This is a genomic window from Pseudoalteromonas sp. S1727 (genome assembly GCF_005886375.1).
Taxonomy (GTDB): domain Bacteria; phylum Pseudomonadota; class Gammaproteobacteria; order Enterobacterales; family Alteromonadaceae; genus Pseudoalteromonas; species Pseudoalteromonas haloplanktis.
In genome coordinates, this window is sequence record NZ_PNDT01000040.1 from 1 (window position 1) to 26,255 (window position 26,255).

A 26,255-nucleotide genomic window follows, 5' to 3' on the forward strand; every position below is an offset into this window, starting at 1 on the left:
AGGGGAAGTCCCAATGACAAGTGTGGCAATTATGCTAGAGGTTGCTAGCTCCGCGTAGCGGCTTTGTTCAACAGCTTATAGAACGTCACTTTGGGGGTTTATAACACCCCAAAACGGCGTATATTACATGGCTTAATAATTCCACTAAACAACTCCAATGTAAACAGACAATTACGTATGTTATAAAATTATCGCTGCTAAAATACACCAAAACGACTTTTAATAATGTTATTGGACAAAACACAAATTACTGTCTATACATACAGTACCACTTGGAAAGTTGAAAATTATTTATGAAATCTCTTTTTCTAAGCATGATTAAAGATCATATGTATAGCAAGCGGTATGCAAAGAGCACTATTGAAGCTTACCTGTTTTGGATAGCTGCCTATATCCGTTTTAATAATATGCAGCACCCAAGCTCTATGGGAGACACTCAAGTAGAATTGTATTTAAACCATCTAGTAAACTCGCAAAATGTAGCGCAAGGCACACAAGCACAGGCATTGAATGCGCTAAGTTTCTTATATAAAGAAATAATTAAGTCCCCTCTCATTATCATTAAACTTTGTAAAAAGTGAACGCCCAAGAAAATTACCCGTTGTGCTGACGCAAACAGAAGTTTCAATGCTATTTAAATACTGTATGGCAAAACATTATTTAGCGTGCGCACTACTTTATGGTAGTGGAATGCGGCTAATGGAAGTATTGCGCTTGCGTGTGCAAGATATTGATTTTGACTATAGCTGCGTCCGTATTTGGGATGGCAAAGGAGGAAAAAACCGTGTTGTAACGCTTGCAACTGAGCTCATACCGCAAATACGGACACAAATTCAATTAGTAGAGAGTTATTTACAGTTAGATCTAAATAACCCGCTATTTTGCGGCGTGTTTATGCCACATTTATTACGTAAAAAATATCCAAATCATAACAAACAGCTGGGTTGGCAGTATTTATTTCCATCTTATAAACTCAGTATTGATCCCCAAAGTAAACAGTTAAGAAGGCATCATATAGATGAAAAACAATTACAGCGCGCGGTAAAAAAAGCAGCTCGTGATGCACAGATTAATAAACACGTTACCCCGCATACTTTACGCCATTCATTTGCAACGCATCTATTACAAAGTGGTGCTGATATTCGAACGGTTCAAGCGCAATTAGGCCATAGCGATGTGCGAACAACTCAAATATATACACATGTTTTACAACAAGGTGCCAATGGCGTGATTAGTCCATTCTCGAGGTTATAAAACAGGTAAAAAGGACGGCCGTATATTTTTGTCAATAAATTTAACGCGCTAAAGCACATTATAAAAAATGTGCTACTAAGGGACTTATTTAAAACTACCTTTTTTCATCTTCTATTTTAAGTAATAGCTTTTTAATGTCGTTTTTGGCGCCTAAGATATGTTTTTTCAAAAAGTCACAGGCTTTTTTAGTGTCCTTTGCACGACAGTGATTTAACAATGTACGGTGCTCTTCGGGTGCAGTGGTTAAGCCACCGGCAAGTAAAATATGCATGCGTACGTAGCGCTCTGAATTTTTACTATACATATCTACCAGCTCACGGGTTTGCGGGCGTTGTGCGCGGCTGTATAGTTTGCCATGAAAACGGCTGTTTAAATCGCCTGTGGCAAGGTGGGTATCACCCGCATCCATGGCGCTTTCAAGCTCAGTTAAAATAAGCTCAGCGTCGATTAAGTCTTGATCGGTTAAACCGTCTATTGAATGGCTCAGCAGCTCGGCTTCGAGTAAGGCTCTTAAATCAAAAATTTCATCAATTTGCGATGCTGAGAGCTCTGTTGCCGTAGCTCCTTTGTGCGCTTCGAAGTTTACAAGCCCTTCTGCTTCTAGCTGAAGAAGTGCCTCGCGTACAGGAATACGGCTTACATTAAGCTCAGCAGCGAGTGCGGCTTGACGTAGCGGATCACCGGCTTTGATCTCACCTGTTAAGATTTTTTCACGAATTGCCTCTGCGACTAGTTGGGTACGGGTTTTATGTTCGATAGCCATGGTGATCCTCTTACATTGCATTTAGCATACATTATACCCAAGTTCGCCTATATGCCAAGCGAGAATCTGCCTGAACCTCTCTATAAATAAGGAAAGCGGGAATATGCAATTTGCCTTTCCCGCTTAAGACTAGTTATGCTTGATAACAAATTGGTCGCATAAAACGTAACATTGCATTTGTGCCCACAGAGGTGCTGCGTACATCGGTTGAACTTGGGAATGGCCCTCCGTGGTTCATTGAACCGCACACTTCAACACCTGTTGGCAGCTGATTCTTTATCAAACGGCCAACTTTATATTGCAGCGCTTCGATAAGGCTGTCGGCGTTGTTTAAGTCAGCTTCCGTGCCATGAATACTGGCGGTTAACTGCCCTTGTAATTGGTTTATCAATGTCATGAGCTGCTGTTCACTGTCGTAGCGCACTACTAGGGCAGCGGGGCCAAACACTTCTTCTTGCAAAGCTGGGGTTACTAAATAATCATCAGCATTACAAGCAAATACATGTGCATTAGCATGAAATTCATGCGCCAGTTTGCCTTTACCTAGTAGGCTAAGCTGATCAAGCTGAGTTCGTTCTGCTATTTGGTGTTTAAAGGTTTCAACAATCCCAGGGGTGAGTAAAGTGTCTGATGGGGCATCATTAATACACGCTGTTATATGTGCTTCGAGTTCGTCACACCCGGTTGGTACTAACCAAAGCCCTGGGCTGGTGCAAAACTGCCCGTTCCCCATCAGCATTGACTGGCAAAGTGATTGTGCCATCTCTTTGCTATGTTCAATGGCTTTATTGGGTAAAATAACTTGTGGATTAATACTGCCAAGCTCACCATAAAATGGGATCGGCTCTTCACGCTTGGCAATTGTTGCTTGCAGCTTGCTGGCCACATTAAATGAGCCTGTAAACCCCACCGCTTTTATTGCCGGCGCAGCCACTAATTGATGCGATGTGTCGTAAGCTTTACTTTGTACCATTGCAAACACGCCTAACGGCATTGCACATTCTTTAATGGCTGCAAGCGCCGCACGTGCCATCAACTCACCCGTACCTGGGTGCGCGGTGTGGTTTTTTACAATTACTGGGCAGCCTGCTGCAAGGGCTGCGGCGGTATCGCCGCCCAGTGTTGAAAAGGCGTACGGGAAATTAGATGCACCAAATACAGCCACCGGCCCCAGCGGTAAATAGTTAAGTTCAGTGTGTGGCTTTGGTAACGGTGCTCTGCAGGCATCGGCCTCATCCACTATTTTTAAACCCAATGGCGACTCAGGGTTGTCACGTAATGCACTGGCAAAGGCTTTAAGCTGATTTACGGTGCGCATGCGCTCACCTTGCAAACGTGCCAGCGGTAAGTTGGTTTCTTGCTGTGTTTGCTCAAGTAACTCATCACCAAGCGCTAAAATATGATCAGCAATACATTCTAAAAAATCTGCTCGTTGTGCAAAACTGGTTTTACGATACTCATAAAACGCCAATTGTGCGGCTTCTATTGCACTGTCTAACTCAGTGGCGCTGAGATTAAAAAAGCGCGTTGCGAGTGGTTCATTACGGGCGGGGGAAAATGCGTTAAATTCACCATTTCCAGAATGACCGAGCCATTGCCCTGCTACTAAACTTTGTCCTGTTAATGTCATGCTTTGCTCCTCATTAAATTACTTGAAACCCAAATGCGTATGGGTCATCGTCATCTACGGTGATAGCACTTGTGCCCGTCACCCTAGACCAACCTTGAATACTTGGCAGAATGGCTGTTATGCCTGCAATCTCTGTTACGTGTTCAATGCAACCAATAAACTGGCTGCCAATATAACTTTCGTGAATAAAATTTTGCCCTTGAGCCAACTGCCCTTTGGCAAATAGCTGCGCCATGCGAGCGCTGGTGCCTGTTCCACATGGCGAGCGATCAATGGCTTTGTCGCCATAAAAAACAGCGTTTGCGGCATCTGAATTGGCATTTTTGGGTGTGCCAGTCCATAAAACATGGCTGGCACCTTGAACGGTTGGATCAAGCGGGTGTATGCATTTTATTTGTGCGTTTATTGCATCACGCACTAGCGGGCTATATTGCAAAATTTGCCCAGCCGTTAAATGTTCAATGCCTTTATAATTACCTTGCGGTTCAACAATAATGTAGAAGTTGCCGCCATAGGCGATATCTACTGTCAGCTCGCCCAATTCAGGCACTTCAATAACAATCGACTGGTGTGCTAAATAGGCAGGAACATTATAAATTTTTACCCACTGCACTTTGCCATCGGTCATTTCATAATTAATTTGAACACGCCCAGCGGGTGTGTCTAACAGCAAGGTCCCTGGCACTTTAGCCTGTAATAAACCATGCTCTAAAGCAAAGGTAACAATGCCCATTGTGCCGTGGCCGCACATCGGTAAGCACCCTGACGTTTCAACAAATAAGATAGCGGCATCGCCATCCTCTGTGGTAGGTGGATATAAAAATCCGCCCGACATCATGTCGTGACCGCGAGGTTCAAACATCAGTGCTTGGCGTATCCAATCGTGATTTTGTAAAAAATCTTGGCGTTTCTCACTCATGCTCTGTCCGCGTAATTGCGGGTGGCCACTGGTTATAAGCCTCACTGGGTTACCACAGGTATGGCCGTCAATACAAAAAAAGCTTCCTTTACGCATCACTTAGCCCACTTTAAATTTTGTTAAGTTTGTAGGGCGTGCTATAGCCTGTGCGATCGTGCCGTGAACAGCTTTGTTGATCAGTTCATTGCTCATGTTTGCTGTTGTTGCAAAGTCAAAGGCGTCGTCTGCACTAAACTGAGTCATTACTACTGCACGGACTCTTTGCCAAGTTACTGTCATTTTAATTACCTGATTGATGTTTAGGCTTGATATCATAGGTATATTGTATACAATAATCAATATCCCACTTTAACATTTTCTTACTTCATTCAGAGTATGGGGGTGTTTTAAGGGCTAGATGTTTGACTAATACATTGATAACAAATAACTAAAGTTAAATTTTAAACGTTAATAAACTTTCTCTTTTGGGCAATTAATAACAAATGCAATTAATCACAACTCGGCATGCTTTCGGGCGAATCAGCAAATTGCATAATTGAGGGTATACATTTTGGAACATCAAAAAACACAGCATGTAGCGGTAGTTGGGGCGGGGATCATTGGTATTTGCTGTGCGTCAAACTTGCAACGCGCTGGCTTTATGGTCACTTTATATGATGAAAATGGCTTAGCCCAAGGCTGCTCAAAAGGCAATGCGGGGCACTTTGCTACCGAACAGGTTTTTCCACTTGCGCATCCATCACTATTAACAAAACTACCGGCCATGCTATTAAACCCATTAGGGCCACTGCACATTGATTGGCGTTACTTATTCAAAGCCCTGCCATGGTTTTGGCAGTTTATTAAAAACATGCCTACAAAAACCTATCATGCGAACACACAAGCACTTAAGGCATTAAACCAACAGGCTATTCCTGCTTACGAACGACTGCTAAATGACTATGAGTTAGGGCATCTGCTAACTAAAAAAGGCAGTTTGCTCACTTTTGAGACCACTTCACTCAACAAAATTAAAAGCTTATTACACAGCTATATTGCACAGGGTATAAATGTTGAATTACTTGATGCTGAGCAAGTTCAGTTACTCGAGCCTAATTTATCGAAATCAATTCGCTACGCGTTATTGTTTAAAGACGTTGCCCACAGTGTCGATCCGCACTTATTTTGCCTTCACCTCGCTGAGCAGTTCAGTACTTTAGGTGGACAGTTCTGCCAACAAAAAATAACGGCTGTACATCAGACTAAACAAGGCTATGAACTGATCAGTCAAACGCAAACAAACATGGCCGATAAAGTTGTTATCGCAGCAGGTGCGTGGAGTAAAGCGTTACTAAAACCACTCGGTTATAAAGTACCACTTGATACTGAGCGAGGTTATCACTGCATGTTGGCAAGTGATTATGGACTTGCACGCCCTGTCGCCTCAGCCGAGCGCAGCTTTATTATGACACCAATGAGCCATGGTTTACGCTTGGCTGGCACGGTTGAATTTGCTGGAATAAAACGAAAAATGAATAACAAGCGTGCCTTAGCATTACTGCCAAACGCTAGGGCGCTGCTTCACACATCAACAGCTTCGTTACATGCAAAAAGTACCTGGATGGGTTGTAGACCATCGCTACCGGATTCGTTGCCCGTTATTGGTTGCGCCCCAAACCACGATAACCTGTACTTTGCTTTTGGCCACCAGCACTTAGGATTAACCCAAGGCGCCGTGACCGCAGAGCTAATAACCGCCCTGTGTTTAAATCGCCCGCCGCAAATAGATATACACCCTTATTGTGTGAGTCGCTTTTCAACGCAACCCGCTTGCAGTAAAGCACAGCCACACGCACAATAGCCGCATATAAATAAAGGAGAGCACCATGACAACATTCGGAATTGGTACGCAAACAAAAGAGCAAGCACTCGCCAGTTTAACCAATATGACTGACGACTTAACCCCTATTCAGGCTGATGAGCATTTAGCGCGTATTGCCAAAGCACAAGCCTACATGCAAGCCAATGGTATTGATGCCATCTACTTAAATGCAGGCACTAATTTAACCTATTTTACTGGCATGCGTTGGTACGCCAGTGAACGCATGGTTGGTGCTATTTTACCCGCCAAAGGCGACATACAATACATTGCCCCGTATTTTGAAATTGGCTCTCTAAACGGTTTTAAGGTCATTGATGGTCCTATTCGTGGTTGGCAAGAGCATGAAAACCCGTATGAGCTCTTCGTAAAAATAATCACAGAGATGGGCATTGCGGCTAATGGCACAGTGGGCATTGATGAAAGCGCGCAATTCTTTATTTTTGATGGTATCAATAAAGCACAAACCGGCTTAACGCTTATAAATGCGCAACCTGTCACTGCACATTGTCGTATGCATAAATCAGCGAATGAGCTGGCGCTAATGCAACGCGCAATGGATATGACCTTAGCCGTGCATAAAGCTACGGCCAGTATGCTTTATGAAGGTATTAGTACGACTGAAGTGGAAGCTTTTATCAAACAAGCGCACCAAAAAGTAGGCGCGCCAGGTAATTACTTTTGTATCGTATTATTTGGGCTGGCAACGTCATTTCCTCATGGCGTAAAAGACCCACAAATCCTTAAAAAAGGCGATATGGTATTGATTGATACCGGTTGTAAAGTGCATGACTACCTATCAGATATCACCCGCACGTACGTTTTTGGTGAAGCAACACAGCGCCAACGCCAATTTTGGGATTATGAAAAAGCCGCACAAATTGCCGCCTTCAACGCCGCAAAAATTGGTGCGCCTTGTGAAGCAGTTGATGCCGCCGCGCGCAGCTACTTAGCCGCGCAAGATCTAGGTCCTGAATATCAAACGCCAGGTTGCCCGCACCGCACAGGCCACGGTATTGGTTTAGATATTCACGAATGGCCGTATTTAGTGGGCGGTAATAAAACCCCACTTGCAACAGGTATGTGTTTTAGTAATGAGCCGATGCTAGTTATACCTGATGAATTTGGCGTGCGCTTAGAAGATCATTTCTATATGACTGATAACGGGCCGAAATGGTTTACTGAGCCTGCCCATAGCATCGAAGACCCTTTTGGTTTAGCTGACTAAGTTAATCCAATATAACGACTGCACGGTAAACGCTTACCGTGCAGTTTAAGCACTTATTTCTGTACATTGAAAACTTCCGCTCTTGAATTAACCCCTTCGCGCCTGCATATAGACCCGTACACACTGTAAAAAATAGGCTCACTCATGAAAAAGCTAAAAATCGACATCGTTTCAGACGTAATGTGTCCGTGGTGCATTATTGGTTATAAAAACCTTGAAACCGCATTAGCGCAATTAAGTGACGAATTTTCAGCTGAGATCAGCTGGAAGCCATTTGAGTTAAACCCTGATATGCCAATTGAAGGACAAGATTTAAATGAGCATTTACAACAAAAATACGGCCTGAGCGAAGAGCAAGGTGATGAAAACCGCAAACGTATTTTAGAGATGGGTGAAAAAGCAGGCTTTACCTTTAATTTTGACGGTAAACGCATCATGATCAATAGCTTTGACTTACATCGCTTACTCACTTGGGCTGCCACTGAAGGCAAACAAACCGAGCTAAAACTCGCTTTATTTAAAGCCCACTTTACCGATTTAATTTTCCTGAATGAGCAAGACAACCTACTTGATGTAGTACAAAGTGTTGGTCTTGATAGAGCCCGCGCAAAAGAAATTTTAGACTCAGGCGAGTATTTCCAAGAAGTACGCAGCGAGCAAAATGCGCTACAGCAAATGGGCATTTCCTCAGTGCCAACCTTTATCATTAACGATCAATACGCCCTCACTGGCGGCCAACCAAGCGACGCATTTGTGCAAGCATTTAAACAAATTGCCGAGCAAGAAGCGTAATAAAATGACAAGCGACGCAATTTACCTGTTGCGTCGCTTTTTAACTAACTTTCTTCTTCAACTTAGTGCCCCCCGTTACATTCCTTTACAGACTGACGTTGCTATTTTTATTGTGATTTTATAACTCGTGTTATCCTTAACAAAAAACAGCGAGGCATATCTGCTGCGCCAATTATAAAAATGGAGAACGTATGAGTAATTCTTTCAAAGTACCGCATACTTTGATTTTACTGCTAGGTATGATGGTCACTGCGTTAGTTGCTACCTGGTTAGTACCACAAGGTTTTTTTGACACAACACTCACCGAGTCTGGTCGGGAAATGGTCCTTGCTGGCACCTATCAAACGGTTGCAGAGCGTCATTATTTAACCCCTTGGGATTTATTAACGGCAATACCGCGGGCATTTGCAGCGGCACAAGATGTGATCTTTTTTGTCTTAATTGTTGGCGGTGTACTGGCCATTGCTCGTGCTACCGGCACGGTTGATGCGTTGATTGGCCGTTTACTTGAGCGTCATGGTAAAAAGCCGCAAAGACTTATATTTATGGTGGTTTTTTGTTTTGCCTTGGCATCAAGCAGTATTGGTACAGCGGGTGAATACATTCCGTTTGTACTCATTCTTGTGGCTTTATGTAAAGCTATGCGCCTTGATGCAATGACTGCGGTAGGGATGATTGTAGCCGGTTACGGGATTGGTTATGGGGTGTCTGCGTTTAACCCATTCACAGTGTTAATTGCCCAGCAGATTGCGGAAATTCCTGTTTACTCTGGCTTGTGGTTACGTTTAGCGATTTTTGTGCCCTTTGTGCTGATTGGTTTTCATCATGTATGGCAATACACCAAGCGTGTTGCCGATGATCCGAGCAAGTCGATGATGTTGGATGTTCCCTGCCCACTTAATGATAAAGCCACACCAACCTACCCTGAACTTGCACTGCGTCACAAACTGATTTTAGGCAGTTTTATCATTACGCTTGCCATCGCGGTATGGGGCATTGCCACTAAAGGTTGGTACTTATACGAGTTAGGCGGCGTATTTATTGCGTGGGGCGCTGTGGTTGCAGTGCTTGGTCGTTTATCGGCAGATGAAACTGCAAACCGCTTTATTGAGGGTGTGTCAGATTTAGTCACCACGGCTATTTTAATTGGTGTTGCCCGCGGTATTGCATTAATTTTAGAAGACGGGCAAATATTGCATAGTTTAGTACATGGTATGTCGCTGCCATTATCCTATGTGAGCGCTGAAATATCAGCCATTGGTATGTTAGTGATTCAAACTGTGCTTAATACCTTTATTCCGTCAGGTTCTGGGCAAGCGTATGTCACTATGCCACTTATGGCACCACTGGGCGATTTAGTCGGCGTACCACGCCAAGTTGCTGTGCTTGCCTATCAATTTGGTGATGGCTTTTCAAATATGATTATCCCAACGAATGCGGTATTAATGGGGATTTTAGGCATGGCGGGTGTGCCTTATGGTCACTGGTTCCGCTTCTGTTTACCACTGTTGATCAAGCTGATGGTCGCAGCTTCCATTGTTTTAGTGCTTGCGGTGATGTTTGGTTATGGCTTAGATGTACAACCAAGTGCCGTTGGTGGTTAAAAAACGCTGCGCTTTAGAGAAGTAATTGTAAAATAGGGTTAGGCTCTAGGAAGTGATTAGGTGCTAGGGGTATTCGAAGCTCGTCGCTCGAAACCCGTAGCATTTTTTCTTCTTATTTACTCTCATTCACTTTAAGTTCTATAAAGCACTTTAACTACATGCCAACCAAACTTGGTTTTAACTAAATGTGGTTCTAATATTTCTGCGCCAAAGGCTACTTTATCAAACTGTGGCACCATTTGGCCGCGTTTAAATTCGCCTAAATCACCGCCTTTTTTACCCGATGGGCAAGAGGAATGTTTTTTAGCGAGCACATGGAACTTAGCGCCTTTTTTTAACTGCTGGATTATGTCTTCAGCAAGCTCTTTATGCTTAACTAAAATGTGTAATGCGTGTGCGGTGCTGGCCATGATCTATCTCTACTAAATTAAACTGCTGTGATTTTACCACAACAAATATGCAATGTTGATTATCACTGACCATAATAGCCAATCAAACGAATGGCTATGCCTATTTCATCACGGTAATTCAGCTCTTCTCGGTACTCTAAAAAGGGCTCTGCCTCAAAAAATAACCAACTATACTGAGCTTGTTGTCGATACCGATACGAGAGCGTATAACGGGTTAAATCGTCAAAACTATTTTGTACATTGACACCAAATACCATCGCTCTTTGCGGGTCGGGTATATAACTTAAATACACGCCCGAGCGTAATTCACTATCAATTTCATCGGCAATTTCACGGTAATTAGCTGAAATATTTAGCGAATAAAATTCATTTATTTTGGTGTCACTAGCGAGCTTTACAAAATAACCAAAGCCATCTGAAAAATAATACTCACCACCAGCGGAAGCAACATACTCGGTGTTATTAAATTCTTTTTTCCAACTAACAGCACTGCGGCCATATAATTGACTACGCGATACACCGATACGGTTTTCAAATTCTAGGTTTGCGGTACGCTCAATGATAAACTGCAACGCAGCATTTATCGTTTCATCGTCTTGCTCTAAAGCTGAATTGGTTTCAAATGGGAGGCGACTAAATTCATCAGCGTCGTTATCAATTATGAGGTTTATGCGGTTTTCCCAGTTAGGTAAGCTTAAAGACACTTTAAACCGGGCTTCGGTATCGGCTAAGTCTGCACTTCTTGGTGCCCAACCTAGATGCAAATAACCCTTAGCATGAGCGGGGCTTTGAGTACTGTCATCACTTAACAGATCATCTAACCACTGTGCCGTATTTTGCATGCGCAAATTAAGTTTATCGCGCATATCAACCATCATCGGCGTATCATCACTTACCTCATTTTTGGCAAACGCACCTAGGCTGAGTAACAGTGAATACAGCACACATAATTTCACTAAAGAACCCAAAGCACGATGCCTTTAATATTTATCACAAATAATGCTGATCATACTCATCACTTGGCAGCACGCAATAATTATATTGACCAAATAATCGATAACGATTAAATGCAATACGATCATATGACCAATCGCGTATATTTTTAGGTATTATTCGCAAGATTTTAACACTGCGCCACGGCCCACCTAGTTGTGATACTACGTTGAGCACCCCATCACTTTGTGTGATGCATTGACTGTTTTCAACATAGATCATGGTTTTAAAACTATCCGTTGGGTAGCAAAAGTGCGTGAGGATTGCTTGGCCTTTTAAAGACTGCACACTGCATAATTTAAAACACAGCTTTTTATCGTGTTTAATAATAAAGTTACACCATGCATTACAAAGCTTACACTGCCCGTCAAAGAGTATTATTTTATTGTTTTGTATAAGCTGTTGAGCATTTAATTCCCCCATACTTAGCCTTTAATTGAATGTTTATATCAATATTTATGTAGCTCTATTCACACCAACGCCCTTGTTTTTGCATTATCAACAATAAATGTGCTGCACTCCACGAGAAATTAGGCGCACCTTGTTGTTCGCCCGTCAAAGGATTGTAATTTTCGCGAATAGAGGCACTTGCCAATAAGCCATCAGCATGAGTAAGTAGTTGCTCACTGAGTTGCTGCGCTTTTTCACAGTAACCGTAATGGCTCATGCCCACTAAACCAAAATACAGCTGATCAAGCCATACTCGACCTCGCCAATAGATATCTGCACCAAAAGCAGGGTTGCTCAAAGCCGCGCTGCCAAGTGGTACGTAGGTATTGAACTCTTTTTCATCAAGCATTACATCAACCACTTGCTGCGCTTGTTCAACACTTGCTACTTGATTAAATAGCGGCGACCAGCCTTCAGGGCCTTTACCGCGCTTAACTAACGGCTTGCCCGCACAGCCATTTGCTAACGGTTGTGGTGCTATTTCAATGTCGTAATAATAACCCGTTGTTTTATCGAACATACATCGATTTATATAGGCTCTTAGTTTGGTCGCTTGTTTTAAAAAATAACTCGCTTGGCGCGGATAATTCAGTTCTTTAGCCATTTTACTTAAATAGCGATTATCCGCTGCCATATAGGATGCCTGATCGACTGATTCTTGCAGTAATGAGTAGCCAATCAAACGCCCAGATTTATCAAAATTTTCGGCAAAACCTACGTGCCAATCAGTGGCTTTTCCGCCATTTTTTATATACCTGTCGAGTTGTTCACTGCTGATAAAACCAAACACCGCTGCATCATCTCGGCCCGACTCCCACGATGCCGCCGTTTGCGCAGGGGTCTTTATCTGTTTTTGTGGATGGGCAATAAGCTGATCCTTATAATTTTCAAGACCACTTTGCGCAGCCCAACCCGTTGCTGTTTGCACCTCAAAGCGTAATTTACCGTCATCCGTTGTATGAGCCTTATCAACTGTTGCGCCATACTCTGGCACGCCATTGCCATTGTGATCTCGATTAGTTAGCCACCAGTTTCTATAGCTGACCAACTTTGGGAATATTTCCGCAAGCCATTGCTTGTCATTTGTGTACTCATAAACTTGCCACACAGCCCAAGCGGCTAAACTGGGTTTAGTATTACGTTCGTTCCAGTTAGTCCCATCGCCACCCCGTTCAGGGCTTAAATTATAAGCCACTAAATCAGGAATAAACCCTACATCCCACGGTCTTACAGCATCATTTGCTGTTATTTGGTGCTCAAATACCGCATTGAGATTTTGCTTTGCAAGTGCTGGGTGAAAAGTCGCCAGGGCAAAAGCGTGCTTATAACTATCCCACGGCCAAGTTTGATTACCGGAAAACCAGCGACCTGTCACGGCAGGGCTTACGGTATCAAAGCCCACAGCACCGGCTTTAGAACGCCAATTACCAATCAAGGTTTCAATACTTTTTACCGCCAAGCGTTGATGAATGTGATCATTATTTACAATAGGTAGAGTTGCTTGTTTGATATAATGTTGCCAACGTTTTTTACTGCGTGATAGGTAGTTCTCTGGTTGCTTTAAAATATCAGCAATCTTGGCCTGTTCGCTCGCTTGCTCTTGACTATCAAGTAGGTATGAGTACGTAGTATAAAAAGTATGATTACCAGCAATATTAGTGTGGCTGATATAGCTCAGGTTGTCGTAAGTGGTGTTAACTGGCAATGTTTTATGTAATTGTAGCTGTGAGCTACCCGAGGTGAGTATCTGCCCAAAAGCACGTACTTTACCAAAGCTCAACGTTATACTATTTTTTGTTGCTTGCCACTTTGGCTGTAATTGTGGATATACCGCAAACGGTGAACGCGCATCATTTGACTTGCCATCTTTAGCACTCAAATGACTAACAAGCTGCCCTTCGAACTGCAGAATAAGTGGCTTAGATGTGATAATTTGGGTTTTCACCAAAGACGTACGATTTGTAACAAAACGCAAGGTCAAGTTGATTTCCACCCCGTCACCTCTAAGCTCTTGTACTAAAGCTCCAGGCAGACTGTACGCCTGCATTGTGAGCTTAGCTTTATTAGCATCATTAATTTCACCACCTTTATAAACAGTGAGTTTTTCAAAATATGGGGCTACGAAATTGAGGTATTCTTCGGTGATTATGGCAGGTCCTGTAAAAGCGCCTGCATTTTCACTGCTTGGCAGTAAATGCCCATGCCATGCACCTAAGTCAAATAATGGACTAAAGCGTTGATGATCGCCTTGCTCAAAGTCTTGCATGTAATATGGACTTCCCGTGCGATCAATTAAATTTTTATAATGACTATTTTCACCGCTCACTGGGTCATTTGCTGTGGCTTGTAAGCTCAACATCAGCATGGCAGCTATTAAAATAAGTCGCTGTTTAAGTTTCACTGTGGGTATCCTTATTATTTCGCGCTAGAAGGTAAAAACCAAAGCCAGTGAAAAGCGCGATCACTGCAAATAATAGCCACATGAGTGCCGGACGTTGCAGCTCTTTCACTAAGTAACCATAGCTCCAACCTGATAAAAAACCAGCAAATAAAAAACCCAGCGCCATAGATACAAAATAATAACCCATAAACATTGCAGCGCTATCTTTAGGGGCAATACTGGCAACATATTCTTGGCTTTTTGGCGAGGTGAGCATTTCACCCAAGGCAATCAATAAAATAACCGTGATCATGACCGCCCCGCCCAGTTGCGTCATTAATAAACCCGCGCTCATTAGCAATAACACTAAAAAGGCACCCGCAGTCACAATCAAACCACTGATCAAAACCGATATCACCTTAAATCTTTGGCATTTTACACTAACGATTATTTGTAATAATACTATGGCCGCAAAGTCTAAATTAATCAGGTACTCGGGATTAACTTGTCGGTAAACCAGCCATTGCTGGGCAAGTTGTTTACTTTGTTGCAGGGTAAAGTCGCTAGTCGCTATTTGCTCAATAAAAAGCGCTATTTCGCTCACTGGCACGTTTACTTTTAAATGCACTAATTCAAGGCGTATTGCTTCAAGCTCAGTGCTCGTTAAAGGTGATGAAGATGCGTAATTGACTGATAAAAGCTGAATTTTTTCACTCAATGCTCCACTATCAACAAACGCAAAAAAATCCACTGTTGATTGACCAAAGTAACTGAGTAAAACAACTAAGTCTTGAGTGTTTGTATAATCCCGAATAAATAGCGGTAGAGTATAAAACAACTGGTTATACACAGTCCAAAACCCTGTCAATATAGCTAAGTACAAGGCAAAATTACGGTTACTTACCCGCACCGGCTGTAAGTGCCATTTATGGCTTTGCTTAGTACTGACACTTTTATCCCACAACCAGTTTGTCCCTAACCATAGAGCAATTAATACAAAAGCTTGCGTATAACTGAGCCAACTCACGCCTGCGGTCATTAGAATAATCACACAAGTAAATAACAACAATGCAAAGCGGCTGTTGCCTAATACTTGTTGAGCTTGTTGAAATACCTGCTTAAGGCTGGTATTTGCTTGCGAAGATGGGGTTGCTTCGCAATAAAATAGCAGCGGAATAAAGTTAAGCAAGATCCACACGGCCGACATTACAAATACCGCATCCCAGCTGATCGCACGCATATAACCGGCGACTAATGGGCCAATAAAGCCGCCCAAATTAACCATAGTGTAAAAAATACCAAACCCTAGGCCACGGTTAGTATCATTCGTGCTGCGACTTATAGTACCAACCACCACAGGTTTAAAACACGCCGCACCAAATGCCACCAACATTAAAATCATAAAGAACGAATTAAAGTCCGTTACTTGGCCTAAAAAGTAGTAACCTGGCGCCATAATTATAAAGGAAATTATAAACAGCCTTTTATAACCATACCGATCAGCCAGCGCGCCTGTTAACACCGGTAATAAATATAAAAAGAAAGGAATAATACCTTGCACAGCACCACGCTGTGCATCATTAAAGCCCACCCCACCTTGTTCAACTGGGGTAGTCATATAGACAGATGAAACCGCAAAAAAGCCATACCAAGCTAAGCGCTCAAAAATTTCCATGGTGTTTGCAATATAAAAAGCTAAACCAAACCCTCGCCAACCTTGGCTTTGCTCACTTTTAGCGCATGGCTGTGCTGTTGATTTTAATTGTTGATTATTATTCATAGTTTACTTTTATTATCAAAGGCAGTATTTTATATTGCATACAATATACAAATAAAACAACCGTCACAATGAAAAACTTATCTCTCACACTCATTACATTACTGCTCATAGCTTGCCAACCACACAAAGAGGTTAGCCCAGCCAGTAATGCCGCACCTGCGTCAACGCTTGCAAAACAAGCAACCTCCCTTAAGGCCGATATAACCGTACAAGGCTATACCAGCACATTACAAAACATAGATATTCAGTTCTTAGGTAAGACCATTCCCTACACCTACAGCGATGGCAAAATTGCTAATAGCCGAGGCTATGATTGGTGGGTAAGTAAACACTTTGCACTGAAGAGCGATCTACCAAAAGAAAAAGTAACGCTGTATTTAGAGCTTTTAGAAATGGCTTATCCACACTATGTTGCGCTATTCGGTATGGAGCCACCTAATATTGAACGCCAACGAATAGCCGTGGTTTACGGCAGTAGCCGTGCAAGGGTGCGTGAAGCCATGCTTGATGATGGTTTTTTACGGGGCGTTCATAAAACCGCGGGCGGCGAAACCATGTTTTATAACCGCGCGGGATATAACTTCCCAAGCCATCGTGAGCACCACCAACGTTATATTGTCATTCACGAAACCATGCATGCTTTTCATATGGCTTTAAATGGCCACTCAACCTGGGCGCCTAATTGGATCACAGAAGGCTTAGCCGATTCTGTGGCTCACCATGTTTACGATCCAAAACAAAAACAACTCACTGTAATGGTGTTCGATCGTGCCCCTATGAATTATATTGAAACAGGTTTAAAGCAATATTACAGTGCTAATAAACCCACTATTGAGCAAATAAACGATGATCCCGCACTCAAACGCGGACTTAATTTCTTTATAATTCATTACCTTTTAAGTTCACCAGAGCGTGCTCTTTACTTTGCTTCATTCATTGAACAGCTTAGACTTGCAAACCCTCACAGCGAAGCTACTCTATCCACCGCTAATTCATTACTTAAAAAAACCTTTAAAGATTGGCAAGCAGTAGAGCAAGGCTTTGCAGAGTTTGTGCAAAATATAAAACCCAGTTTTCATATTGTATCAGGCCCGTGGGAGCAAAATGGCAACGCATATTGGCTTCGCAACACCGATAGCAGTGAACGTGCACGATTAGATATAAACCCAGCCAACACGGCCACTCACCCTATCATGGATTTCCCAGCACCGGCCCAACATCCACTGATTAATGTTACAGATCAAAACCATGTTGCAGCATTAATTGAGTTTGAGCCATCACATATTCACAGAGGTGAAATTGGCATAGCGCTTCAAAAAGAGCGCAGCAAGCATAACCAACAATACCGGACAACATTTATAGGTGAAGAGCATGCAAATGAAGATCAATTCCTTGCTCTCAACGTTATTGATGGTGAACATATCTTGATCACGGCCAGTAATATCGATGAATTTGCAACATTGCAAATAGCTTTAGCACCGCAAATTAAACACGCAATAGCGAAAAGCGGTGTGCTTGGGCTAAATATTGCTATAGAGCAATCAAGGCTCAAGGTTAGTGTGAAAGCTGAAAATAGCAAAATAGTTGAGCAGTCGTTTTTAGTGCCTTTACCCACCAGTTTAGCTGCAAACTTAGATGCTAAAAATATCAGCTTATTAAGTAAAAATAACAACCATGCAATCACCCCCTACCTTTTTGTAGAAAATTCAATAGAGCTGTCACCTTCTAACGCAACGCAATTAACTAACCCTTGGTTGTTTGAAAACGACAGCCTACTTAGCCGAGCCTTTCAAACCTGTCAGCAACATAGATCTCAACTAGTAAACTGTGACACTGAGCTTAGCGATCTACTAGCAAAAATACCGTCGCGTGATCACCATAGCCGTGTTGAAACCGAGTTGAATTTCATTATGGAAAACTATAAGAAGCGCTTAAGTAATAATGGATTCAAAACGTTGTCAGGAGTGAATACACATATTTACTTTAATAAGCAACAGGCATTTTTAAGGGTGGTTAACCCAAGCGATTCAGCGCTAAGCATATCAGCACAGGTAAGTTTTACTAATAATGATGCAGAGATCATCAGTACACAACAGATTGACCAAGAGTTACCCGCTGGTATTCATAATCTCGACTTAACCTACCCCAAAGACGCAGATGCGATTGTAATTGAGCAGCACCTACAATGGCAATCACTTCACTATCGTGCAACTTTACAGCAATCGACAGTGCCTTTTAATGGTGTAACACTCAACATTACACACACACAAAGCGATACAGGAAGTTGGTTATTCAACGCTACATTATCAGGTCCTTATTCAGGTAAAACGTCTGGCAACTTAATTTTATCAGCCAGCTCTTTTACACAAGCAACTGCGGTAAACTCACAGCAACAAACCGTTAAAATCGCCCCTTATGAACATAAAAACTACCGCTTTGAATTAGCACAAAGTGACACTTTGGATTTAGTAACGATTACCGCCCTTTTAGATGTTGATGGTGAAGAAATCAAATTAGTGAAACATATCAACTTAACACCGTAATACTTAACTAAAGTGCTTGAAGCGTTTTAGGGTATTAAACGTTTCAAGCACTGCTGCTTCATTAACCCGTGTCATAACAACAAATGTATTATTTTGTTACTTTTGTTCAATATACCATCAGCTAGCCGAATTTCCCCTGCCAGATCATGTACCCAATTACATTAAGTTATTTAAAAATATAGAAAAATTAGGATTTAAAGTGTAAATTTAGGTATATTGATTTTGGTCATAATTACGGATATGATAATGGCTATCATTTACAATTACCATTTCGGACCCTCTGTATGAATTCATTATTTAAATCAGCAACAACGTTAGGTGTAAGCCTTCTTTTAGTGTCAACATTTGTTGCACAACCAGTCCTTGCTAATGGCCCAATTGGCGAGCATGTTAATCACCTACAAGCGAATATTAAAGATTACTCTGAAGAAGTTGAATGGATGATCGGTAAAGTCGACACCATGGTAAGCGCTTACGAAAGCAAAGGCGCAAAAGCAGTAAATAGCGATGATTTAATTGAATACTGGGAATCAGTAAAGTTTCACAGTGCTATTGAAACTAACTATGTGCCAGTTTACGCATCGATTTGGCAAGGTATTTATGGCGTAAAAATGGCTATTGATGACAACAAGCCAGCAAGTGAAGCTCGTAAACAACAAGCAGCGATGGATTCTGCATTGTGGCAAGGCCTAGGTGCTGTTAAACTTGCAGCACAATTTCAACAAAAAGGCTTGCTAGATAACATCACCACAACGGCAACCGAAGGCATGACACAAAGTGCCACCATTGATGAAATCAAACATAAACTTGATCGTGTAGTTGCAAAATATGCTGAGCGTTTAAGTGATGAAGCAACGAGCATTGTTCACGATACATACCTTCACTTATTTGAAGGTGTTGAAGGTACACTAATCGCAAAAGATGCGAAACTAGTTGAAGTACTAGAAAAAGATTTTAACGTAACCTTGCCTAAAGCAATCGCGGACAACAAAAGCGTTGACCAAGTTCGCGACGTGATCGTTGATATGCAAACAAAATTAGACCGCGCTAAGGTATTACTTGAAGAAGCCGAAAAAGCGCGTAAGGATGTATTTTAAGTGAAGCGTAGGACCTTTATACAAGGCCTAGCTGCGTTAGGGGCCATTGGTTCTTTACCATTGCCTCTTTCTCACGCACTAGCTGCCAGCATAGCAAACCCTGTATCTGTTGATGACTTACCAAAGCTAAAAGGTCAACTGACTTTATACTTAGGCCGTGGTGAAGGTGGTTTGTACGAAAATGTGCTGCAAGCAATTGAGAATAAAAATCCTGATTTTAAATTAAACATTCGCCGCGGGCCTACTGCTGCTTTAGCAAATACCATTGTTGCAGAAGCAAAAGCAGGTGTGCGTAGAGCTGATTTATTTTGGGCTGTGGATTCGGGCGCTATTGGTTTAGTGTCAGATGCCGGTTTAGCTCAAGCACTGCCTAGCGATCTATCAGCACAGTTACAGCCGCAATTTCGCTACAAAGACTGGGCGCCAGTAACTGGGCGTATTAGGACACTTCCATACAACACCGCTCGTTTAACTAAAGAGCAAATTCCTAACAGCATCATGGAGATTGCTGACAGTGATTTAAGTATTGGTTGGGCACCGGCTTATGCATCCTTTCAATCATTTGTAACGGCCATGCGTATCCTTGAAGGTGACGATAAAACAGCCAAATGGCTGAAGAAAGTCAAAAAACGCGCTAAAACCTACGCCGGTGAACTAGGTGTAGTAATGGCAGTTGAACGCGGTGAAGTTGATATTGGTTTTGCAAACCACTACTACACATTGCGATTAAAATCAGGGAAACCGGACGCTAAGCTTGATCTTGCATTTACTGAACAAGATGCAGGTTGTTTAGTCAATGCTTCGGGGATTTTAGCGTTAAGCGAAGATCCGCTGGCAACCAACTTTATGCGATACCTGTTAAGTACTGAAGTGCAAGGTTACTTAGCCCGTGAAGCCTATGAAATTCCGCTCGTTAATGGCGTAGACCAACCAAAAGGACTGCCTTCTTTAGCAAGTGTTTCGCCTCCTAAAATTGACCTTACTCAGTTAGCTGATTTACGGCCAACTATAGACTTGATGCGTAATAGCGGCGTATTGTAATGCGATTACCTGCTTCTTACCCAATGGCGCTGCTTGCAGCGCTCATTACCTTGACCCCTATTTTTATTTTAATAACGCTGGCAACTGACGCCAGCTCTTTTTTTGATAGCCATAATCTAAAAATTCTTGGCAACACCCTCTCCCTCATGGTGCTCACCGTCATTGGTTCAATTTTAATTGGCGTGCCTTTAGCTTTTATTAGCGCCTACGTGCAATTACCCTTTAAAAAATTCTGGCTGGTATTTTTTGCCGCTCCTTTAGCAATTCCCAGTTATATTGGGGCGTTTACTTTATACGCGGCTTTTGGCTCTGGTGGAGAGCTGCATAACTTACTTGGCATTGAACTGCCCGCAATGGATGGATTAACTGGCGCAGCCATTGTAATGACACTGTATACCTTCCCGTTTGTAATGATGACGACCCGCTCATCTTTGCTTAGTTTAGATGCAAGTATGGTTAATGCAGCCCGTACTTTGGGTATGTCGATGACCGAAAGTGTATTTAAAGTTATCTTACCGCGTGTGGTAAATGGGATCGCAGCAGGCTCGTTACTTGTAGCACTTTATACTTTGTCTGACTTTGGTACTCCTGCCATGATGCGCCTCGATACATTTACGCGAGTCATCTATGTTGAATATAATGCCTTTGAACTGAGTCGAGCAGCTATGCTGTCACTGCAATTATTAGTGATCGTTGGTTTTTTACTGTTGATTGAATCGCAAATCAAAACGGCCAGCGAGCGCCATGGCAAAGCATTAACTTTATTCCCAACTAAATGGCAACTCGGCGCTATGTTCGCCACTTTTGCGCCTGTACTGCTGTTAGCCATCGGCTTACCTTTAGCTATTTTTTCGCTATGGCTTGCCCGCGATGGTTTTAGCGCATTTGATTTTAGTATTGCATGGAACTCTGCTTATGCCTCCGCTATCGCAGCTGTGGTGGCTGTTATTGTCGCAATACCTGTTGCTCATGCGGCGCTTAGCGGTAAAACAGGCCGAGTTATGGAGCGTGTAACTTATTTTGGTTTTGGTATTCCTGGTATCGTCATGGGTACCGCATTGGTGTATGGCGGTCTGCAACTACCGTTTTTATATCAAACACTGGGGCTACTTATTATTGCCTATATGCTACGTTTTCTGCCGCTGGCTGTCGGCTCGGTGCGCACCAGTACCGAACACCTCGATCCTAGTTTAGTTAAATCAGCACGGGTTCTTGGAGCCAGTCCACGAGAGGCATTTACGCGTATCACCTTGCCATTGACTATGCGCGGTATTATTGCCGGCGCTGCATTGGTATTTTTAGAATCAATGCGCGAATTAGAAGCCACACTATTGCTTGGCCCAACTGGGTTTGAAACGCTATCAACTTATTTATGGCGTGTTTATGAAGCAGGCTACTTTGGTCGTGCAGCTATCCCTGGCCTATTGTTAGTAGTGATTTCTGCTTGTGGGTTAGCTATTATGATGTCTGGCGAAAAACGTAACCAACTCGAACACTGAGGATTGAAATACACATGCTATCTGTAAGCCAGTTGTCTATAGATTATGGCACCAACCGCGTAGTAAGCGAGCTAAATTTATCACTCGAAAAAAGTGAAATCCTCATGCTAGTAGGCCCTACAGGCTGTGGTAAAAGTACCATTTTGCAAGCACTTGCTGGACTAATCCCAATCACTGAAGGAGAAATAAACTTAGGCAAATGGCGGGCAACGCCAAAGCTTACAGTGCCACCTGAAAAACGCAGTGTGGGCATGGTATTTCAAGATTTTGCGTTATTTCCACATTTAACTGTTGAGCAAAATATTTGCTTTAGGTTAAAAGACACCACTGTAGCCGATCATTGGATCACGCTACTTGGTCTTGAAGCGTTCCGTAATAAAAAACCCTCAACCCTTTCTGGCGGTCAAAAGCAACGAGTTGCCCTTGCGCGCACACTTGCCCATCAGCCCGATTTTGTTTTACTTGATGAACCACTGTCAAATCTTGATGCCGCATTAAAAGACATGCTGCGCTGGGATATTCGCAATGCGCTTAAAAAAGCTGGCGTGCCTGCTATTTGGGTTACCCATGATCAAGAAGAAGCCTTATCTATCGGTGACCGTGTGGGGATTTTACAAGCTGGTAAAATTCAACAACTCGATACTCCCGAGCACTGCTTTAGCATGCCAAGCAATCGTTTTGTGGCGCGATTCTTAGGAGAAGCGAGCTTTATTCAAGGTCAATTTAATCAAGGTATAGCCCGTACAGATATCGGAAATGTTCCGGCACACGGTGTAGACTGCGAACACGGTGATGTAGACGTATTATTACGTCCCGATGACGTAGTTTTAGTTCAAGGTGAAACTGGCAATAACGGGGTTGTAGTATGGGTCCGCTTTGAAGGTGGCAGCCGTTTATGCGCCGTTGAGCTTGATTGTAAAACACAGGTTACGAGCCGCGTAAGCCATGAAGTCGTCGTAAACCCTGGCGATAAAGTACATGTTTCGTTAAGCACTTCTCACCCATTAGCTGTTTATAAACGCGAACAATAATACGAAAAAAGCCCATGGTTATGGGCTTTTTGATCATTTTATTTGACTGTTATTCGCGACAGCCTTGGCTGTTAAAATCAACCACCAAACTGGCACCATTACTATTCCCTGCCACTTTTAAGTAGCCCCAATATTCATTTTGACCGGAGATAAAAATACACTCTGCGTTACCGTTATTAGTTGAATGCGCTACTTCGTTAGACCCATTTGGCCAACCACTTGCCGCATAGCTTAAACTAATATCACCACTGCCATTTGCGGTAGTGATTGCAATGCCACTTTGGCTTTGCACATCGGCAATACTAAACCACATAGGATCCGTGTTTCCTAAACAAATCACTTCACCATCATTTAAACGGCCACTACTGCGACTCCCTTGTGTAGCACATACATCGGGTACATTCGCGGTTGCTTGGGTAAACGACGCTGTTAGCTGAACATTATCAAACGCATTGTAACCGCGCAGCATTATTTGGTATGTACCTTGTTGGGCTGGTTCAATAACACATTGCTCATTATTGCCACCAAGATAAGGGCGACAATCGTAAATAGCTTCACTTGGTGTGGCTTCATAACTAACATATAAATCTGCATCACCTGTGCCGCCTGCAATATTAAAGGTAAGCTCACTTGCACCTTGCGGCACCTCAAAAGTGAAGTACTGCAGTTCGTCCTGCTGGCCACTCACATTAATTGATTGACCATTTTGAAGTATATCATCTCCACCACTACTACTTTGCTCGATACTCGCAGTTGTCGTTACAGATATACTTGCACCTTCGTTATCAACGACCGTTAGACTAACACTGTATTCTCCGGCACTGGTATAAGTGTGCAGTGGGTTTGCTTCATTAGATGTACTGCCATCACCAAAATCCCATTGGTAACTTACAATAGAACCATCGCTATCTATACTACCGCTGCTAGTAAAGCTAATTTCATTATTTTGTACACCGGAATAAGGGCCATTTATTTGTGCTGTGGGCGTACTATTGGTTGGAGTGCCTGCAACAAAATCATCACACCATTGTACAAATTCATTCTCGTAACTGTTAGCCCATTGGACTGTTTTAGCTTTGTAAGCACTCCAATCACCCACGCGAGTATGAGCAAGCATGGCATTTACTTCATCGTTATGGCGTTCAAACATAAAACGTACCGCTAAGTAACCCCAACGGTAAATTCGATCTTGATCAAAGCCATCATAAGTAGTGGCAAAAATCTGTGCGAGTGTAAAACGTGAGCCATCGCTAATGGTCGCTTTTGCTGCATCGTTGTTATTTAAATTTGCAACGTATTCTGCAACACCTTCAGACCACCACACAATATCTTCTGTGGGTGAGTTAAAATTACCATATAAATCAAAGCGACCATCCAAGTAATGCACATATTCGTGCTCTAAGTTCCAAACATAGTGCTCGGCGTTGGCATAACTTGCTTCATAGGCAATAAAGTTTGCTTGATTACCTACAACTGATGGATCGCCTTCTAAATACATCCCGCCATTATTGGTGTTAATACCAAAAATAGCGCCTGCGTATTTACCATAATCGTCGCTGCTATCAAATATATTTACTTGTAAAAAGCTGTTGTTGTCATCTGCAACAGGCGTGTTGTTAGTAGCGAGCTTAGTATGAAATAATCCCTCTTCAGCGCCCATTGCGTCACACGCTGCGGCATGCTGAATGGCGGTCATGTTTTGTGAGCGAATTTTAATGGTACTGCTACAGCTATAACTTTGCGACAAGGCTTGTGCAATTAAATCATCAACAAAGCCACATATGCCATAATCATTACAATCAGCGTAGTAGCTTACTGAATCTGCCGCTGCAAGCCATACCGCGTCGCCATAGCCAAAGCTGCTATAGGTGCTAAAAATTGCCTTTAAGCCGTTATCAACAGAGGTTTGAATGGCGGTATTTGAATACTGTTTTAACCTTGCAAGTTCACTGGCTGCATTAACTATTAAGTATTGTGCATCAGAGCCAATCATCCATTGCTTTTGCGTAAATGCACTGAGTTTAGCGACTAAGTCAGTATCTGTGCCAACAGCTGTAACAAATGCATCATTCCACTGCCCGCGATAAAGCAAAGTAAAAATGCCATTTACTGCGCTGCGCATATTCCATTTTGCAGCATAGCTTTCGTTAAAACGGGTTAGCCACTGTTTAACAACACTCAAGTAACGATGTTGTTGGTCAGCACTGTCCATAGTGATGATCACTTCAGAAAGGGTTTTGCCGTGACCATCGTTATCATCATAAAAATGGCTATTATTAACAAACGCGTCAATTGCATCAATAACTGCGGGCGTTACCCATGTACTAAAACTGACACTGTCGTTATAAAATTCAACATAAAAGCCAGCACGTAAGTATAAAAATAACGCCTCTAACTCAATATCCCCACCGCCAGCGTAAGTCTGTGAGAGCGACTTAGCATGATTGGCTACGGCATACATATTATCAGAGCTAAATACTTGCCCCTGAATTGACGCAGAAGCACTAAAAAGCTGATTAACACAACTCGTTCCTTGGCTTTTTAGCTCAGTAATAATGCTGCTAGTGCTGGCAGTAGCAAGTGCCGTTAAGTCACAACTCACTGTGGCTGCCTGACTACGCATCATCATATTAGTTAACTGTTGCGGTTGTGTTTGTAACTGAGCAATGGGCGCTTTGTCATTATGATGGTGCTCAACACCATGATGGTGAGCACGATCGACAATCGCTGTTTGTGGCGTAAATAGACGCTCATTAGTGGTGTTTGCAAGTGCAATCGTACTTGCTCCAAGTATCGGTAGCGCCAGAATCAATGTATTAATTTTCATAATTTACCTTTGATAATTTTTATTATCTCAATCCAGAACGGGTTATTGAGGATGCAATTTGTAACATTTAATTATCATTGTATACAATATATTTTATATAACATTAACGAATATCAATATATTGGTTTTAGCAAATAAATAAAAAGTAATACTTTA

The 26,255-nt window shown here is 42.5% G+C and carries 19 protein-coding genes and 1 pseudogene; 10 read left to right on the forward strand and 10 right to left on the reverse strand.

What is annotated here, in order from left to right; translation table 11 throughout:
- The first annotated feature begins 293 nt into the window (after nt 1-293).
- Nucleotides 294-1,254: pseudogene (locus CWB85_RS10945) on the forward strand (integron integrase).
- A gap of 94 nt (nt 1,255-1,348) precedes the next feature.
- Here CWB85_RS10945 and CWB85_RS10950 read toward each other — a convergent pair.
- The 4 genes from CWB85_RS10950 to CWB85_RS10965 all read right to left on the reverse strand — a co-directional run bounded on the left by CWB85_RS10950 (nt 1,349) and on the right by CWB85_RS10965 (nt 4,845).
- Nucleotides 1,349-2,017 (reverse strand): GntR family transcriptional regulator, encoded by a 669-nt coding sequence (locus tag CWB85_RS10950; protein WP_016707038.1) that lies wholly within the window; start codon nt 2,015-2,017, stop codon nt 1,349-1,351.
- Nucleotides 2,018-2,150: 133 nt separating this feature from the next.
- A complete protein-coding gene (locus CWB85_RS10955) occupies nt 2,151-3,647 on the reverse strand; it encodes an aldehyde dehydrogenase (NADP(+)) (RefSeq protein ID WP_138554899.1) in 1,497 nt (498 codons plus the stop codon).
- A 13-nt stretch (nt 3,648-3,660) separates the two neighbouring features.
- Nucleotides 3,661-4,662 carry a 4-hydroxyproline epimerase gene (locus CWB85_RS10960; protein ID WP_029216006.1) on the reverse strand — a complete coding sequence of 334 codons (1,002 nt, stop codon included), beginning with the start codon at nt 4,660-4,662 and terminating at the stop codon, nt 3,661-3,663.
- Between the two features lie 3 nt (nt 4,663-4,665).
- Nucleotides 4,666-4,845: a hypothetical protein gene (locus CWB85_RS10965; protein ID WP_138554900.1), complete on the reverse strand. Its 180-nt coding sequence runs from the start codon at nt 4,843-4,845 to the stop codon at nt 4,666-4,668.
- A 271-nt stretch (nt 4,846-5,116) separates the two neighbouring features.
- Here CWB85_RS10965 and CWB85_RS10970 point away from each other — a divergent pair, with 271 nt between their 5' ends.
- The 4 genes from CWB85_RS10970 (at nt 5,117) to CWB85_RS10985 (ending at nt 10,048) form a co-directional block, all read left to right on the forward strand.
- Nucleotides 5,117-6,406 carry an NAD(P)/FAD-dependent oxidoreductase gene (locus CWB85_RS10970; protein ID WP_138554901.1) on the forward strand — a complete coding sequence of 430 codons (1,290 nt, stop codon included), beginning with the start codon at nt 5,117-5,119 and terminating at the stop codon, nt 6,404-6,406.
- A 25-nt stretch (nt 6,407-6,431) separates the two neighbouring features.
- Nucleotides 6,432-7,652: a M24 family metallopeptidase gene (locus tag CWB85_RS10975; protein ID WP_138554902.1), complete on the forward strand. Its 1,221-nt coding sequence runs from the start codon at nt 6,432-6,434 to the stop codon at nt 7,650-7,652.
- A 144-nt stretch (nt 7,653-7,796) separates the two neighbouring features.
- Nucleotides 7,797-8,444, forward strand: a complete 648-nt coding sequence (locus CWB85_RS10980; protein WP_138554903.1) for a DsbA family oxidoreductase — start codon at nt 7,797-7,799, stop codon at nt 8,442-8,444.
- Between the two features lie 191 nt (nt 8,445-8,635).
- Nucleotides 8,636-10,048, forward strand: a complete 1,413-nt coding sequence (locus CWB85_RS10985; RefSeq protein WP_016707046.1) for a YfcC family protein — start codon at nt 8,636-8,638, stop codon at nt 10,046-10,048.
- A 131-nt stretch (nt 10,049-10,179) separates the two neighbouring features.
- Here the strand turns inward: CWB85_RS10985 and ppiC are convergent, their stop codons facing one another.
- The 5 genes from ppiC to CWB85_RS11010 form a co-directional block, all read right to left on the reverse strand.
- Nucleotides 10,180-10,458, reverse strand: coding sequence for a peptidylprolyl isomerase PpiC (ppiC, locus tag CWB85_RS10990; protein WP_016707047.1), 279 nt, complete (start codon nt 10,456-10,458; stop codon nt 10,180-10,182).
- Nucleotides 10,459-10,520: 62 nt separating this feature from the next.
- On the reverse strand, nt 10,521-11,414 hold the full coding sequence (locus CWB85_RS10995) for a hypothetical protein (RefSeq protein WP_249314839.1): 894 nt from the start codon (nt 11,412-11,414) through the stop codon (nt 10,521-10,523).
- A 34-nt stretch (nt 11,415-11,448) separates the two neighbouring features.
- Nucleotides 11,449-11,874, reverse strand: coding sequence for a thiol-disulfide oxidoreductase DCC family protein (locus CWB85_RS11000; RefSeq protein WP_016707049.1), 426 nt, complete (start codon nt 11,872-11,874; stop codon nt 11,449-11,451).
- Nucleotides 11,875-11,917: 43 nt separating this feature from the next.
- Entirely contained in the window at nt 11,918-14,302 is a 2,385-nt protein-coding gene (gene ygjK / locus CWB85_RS11005; protein ID WP_138554905.1) for an alpha-glucosidase, read from the reverse strand.
- Entirely contained in the window at nt 14,292-16,061 is a 1,770-nt protein-coding gene (locus CWB85_RS11010) for an MFS transporter (protein WP_138554906.1), read from the reverse strand. The genes ygjK and CWB85_RS11010 overlap by 11 nt, the downstream gene beginning before the upstream one ends.
- A gap of 68 nt (nt 16,062-16,129) precedes the next feature.
- Between CWB85_RS11010 and CWB85_RS11015 the strand changes: the two genes are divergently transcribed.
- The 5 genes from CWB85_RS11015 (at nt 16,130) to CWB85_RS11035 (ending at nt 23,272) form a co-directional block, all read left to right on the forward strand.
- Nucleotides 16,130-18,604, forward strand: a complete 2,475-nt coding sequence (locus tag CWB85_RS11015) for a hypothetical protein (protein WP_138554907.1) — start codon at nt 16,130-16,132, stop codon at nt 18,602-18,604.
- A 284-nt stretch (nt 18,605-18,888) separates the two neighbouring features.
- Nucleotides 18,889-19,701 carry a hypothetical protein gene (locus tag CWB85_RS11020; protein WP_016707053.1) on the forward strand — a complete coding sequence of 271 codons (813 nt, stop codon included), beginning with the start codon at nt 18,889-18,891 and terminating at the stop codon, nt 19,699-19,701.
- Nucleotides 19,702-20,742 carry an extracellular solute-binding protein gene (locus CWB85_RS11025; protein WP_016707054.1) on the forward strand — a complete coding sequence of 347 codons (1,041 nt, stop codon included), beginning with the start codon at nt 19,702-19,704 and terminating at the stop codon, nt 20,740-20,742.
- On the forward strand, nt 20,742-22,241 hold the full coding sequence (locus CWB85_RS11030) for an ABC transporter permease (protein ID WP_016707055.1): 1,500 nt from the start codon (nt 20,742-20,744) through the stop codon (nt 22,239-22,241). Before CWB85_RS11025 ends, CWB85_RS11030 begins: the two co-directional genes overlap by 1 nt.
- 14 nt (nt 22,242-22,255) lie before the next feature.
- Nucleotides 22,256-23,272, forward strand: coding sequence for an ABC transporter ATP-binding protein (locus tag CWB85_RS11035; RefSeq protein WP_138554908.1), 1,017 nt, complete (start codon nt 22,256-22,258; stop codon nt 23,270-23,272).
- A 49-nt stretch (nt 23,273-23,321) separates the two neighbouring features.
- Here the strand turns inward: CWB85_RS11035 and CWB85_RS11040 are convergent, their stop codons facing one another.
- Entirely contained in the window at nt 23,322-26,099 is a 2,778-nt protein-coding gene (locus CWB85_RS11040) for a collagenase (RefSeq protein ID WP_016707057.1), read from the reverse strand.
- Between the last annotated feature and the right edge of the window lie 156 nt (nt 26,100-26,255).

Excerpts from the sequence above, each read along its gene's own strand:
- CWB85_RS10950 (WP_016707038.1), bottom strand. The coding sequence starts at position 2,017 with ATGGCTATCGAACATAAAACCCGTACCCAACTAGTCGCAGAGGCAATT.
- CWB85_RS10955 (WP_138554899.1), bottom strand. The coding sequence starts at position 3,647 with ATGACATTAACAGGACAAAGTTTAGTAGCAGGGCAATGGCTCGGTCAT.
- CWB85_RS10960 (WP_029216006.1), bottom strand. The coding sequence starts at position 4,662 with ATGCGTAAAGGAAGCTTTTTTTGTATTGACGGCCATACCTGTGGTAAC.
- CWB85_RS10965 (WP_138554900.1), bottom strand. The coding sequence starts at position 4,845 with ATGACAGTAACTTGGCAAAGAGTCCGTGCAGTAGTAATGACTCAGTTT.
- CWB85_RS10975 (WP_138554902.1), top strand. The coding sequence starts at position 6,432 with ATGACAACATTCGGAATTGGTACGCAAACAAAAGAGCAAGCACTCGCC.
- CWB85_RS10980 (WP_138554903.1), top strand. The coding sequence starts at position 7,797 with ATGAAAAAGCTAAAAATCGACATCGTTTCAGACGTAATGTGTCCGTGG.
- CWB85_RS10985 (WP_016707046.1), top strand. The coding sequence starts at position 8,636 with ATGAGTAATTCTTTCAAAGTACCGCATACTTTGATTTTACTGCTAGGT.
- ppiC (WP_016707047.1), bottom strand. The coding sequence starts at position 10,458 with ATGGCCAGCACCGCACACGCATTACACATTTTAGTTAAGCATAAAGAG.
- CWB85_RS11000 (WP_016707049.1), bottom strand. The coding sequence starts at position 11,874 with ATGGGGGAATTAAATGCTCAACAGCTTATACAAAACAATAAAATAATA.
- CWB85_RS11010 (WP_138554906.1), bottom strand. The coding sequence starts at position 16,061 with ATGAATAATAATCAACAATTAAAATCAACAGCACAGCCATGCGCTAAA.
- CWB85_RS11015 (WP_138554907.1), top strand. The coding sequence starts at position 16,130 with ATGAAAAACTTATCTCTCACACTCATTACATTACTGCTCATAGCTTGC.
- CWB85_RS11020 (WP_016707053.1), top strand. The coding sequence starts at position 18,889 with ATGAATTCATTATTTAAATCAGCAACAACGTTAGGTGTAAGCCTTCTT.
- CWB85_RS11030 (WP_016707055.1), top strand. The coding sequence starts at position 20,742 with ATGCGATTACCTGCTTCTTACCCAATGGCGCTGCTTGCAGCGCTCATT.
- CWB85_RS11035 (WP_138554908.1), top strand. The coding sequence starts at position 22,256 with ATGCTATCTGTAAGCCAGTTGTCTATAGATTATGGCACCAACCGCGTA.
- CWB85_RS11040 (WP_016707057.1), bottom strand. The coding sequence starts at position 26,099 with ATGAAAATTAATACATTGATTCTGGCGCTACCGATACTTGGAGCAAGT.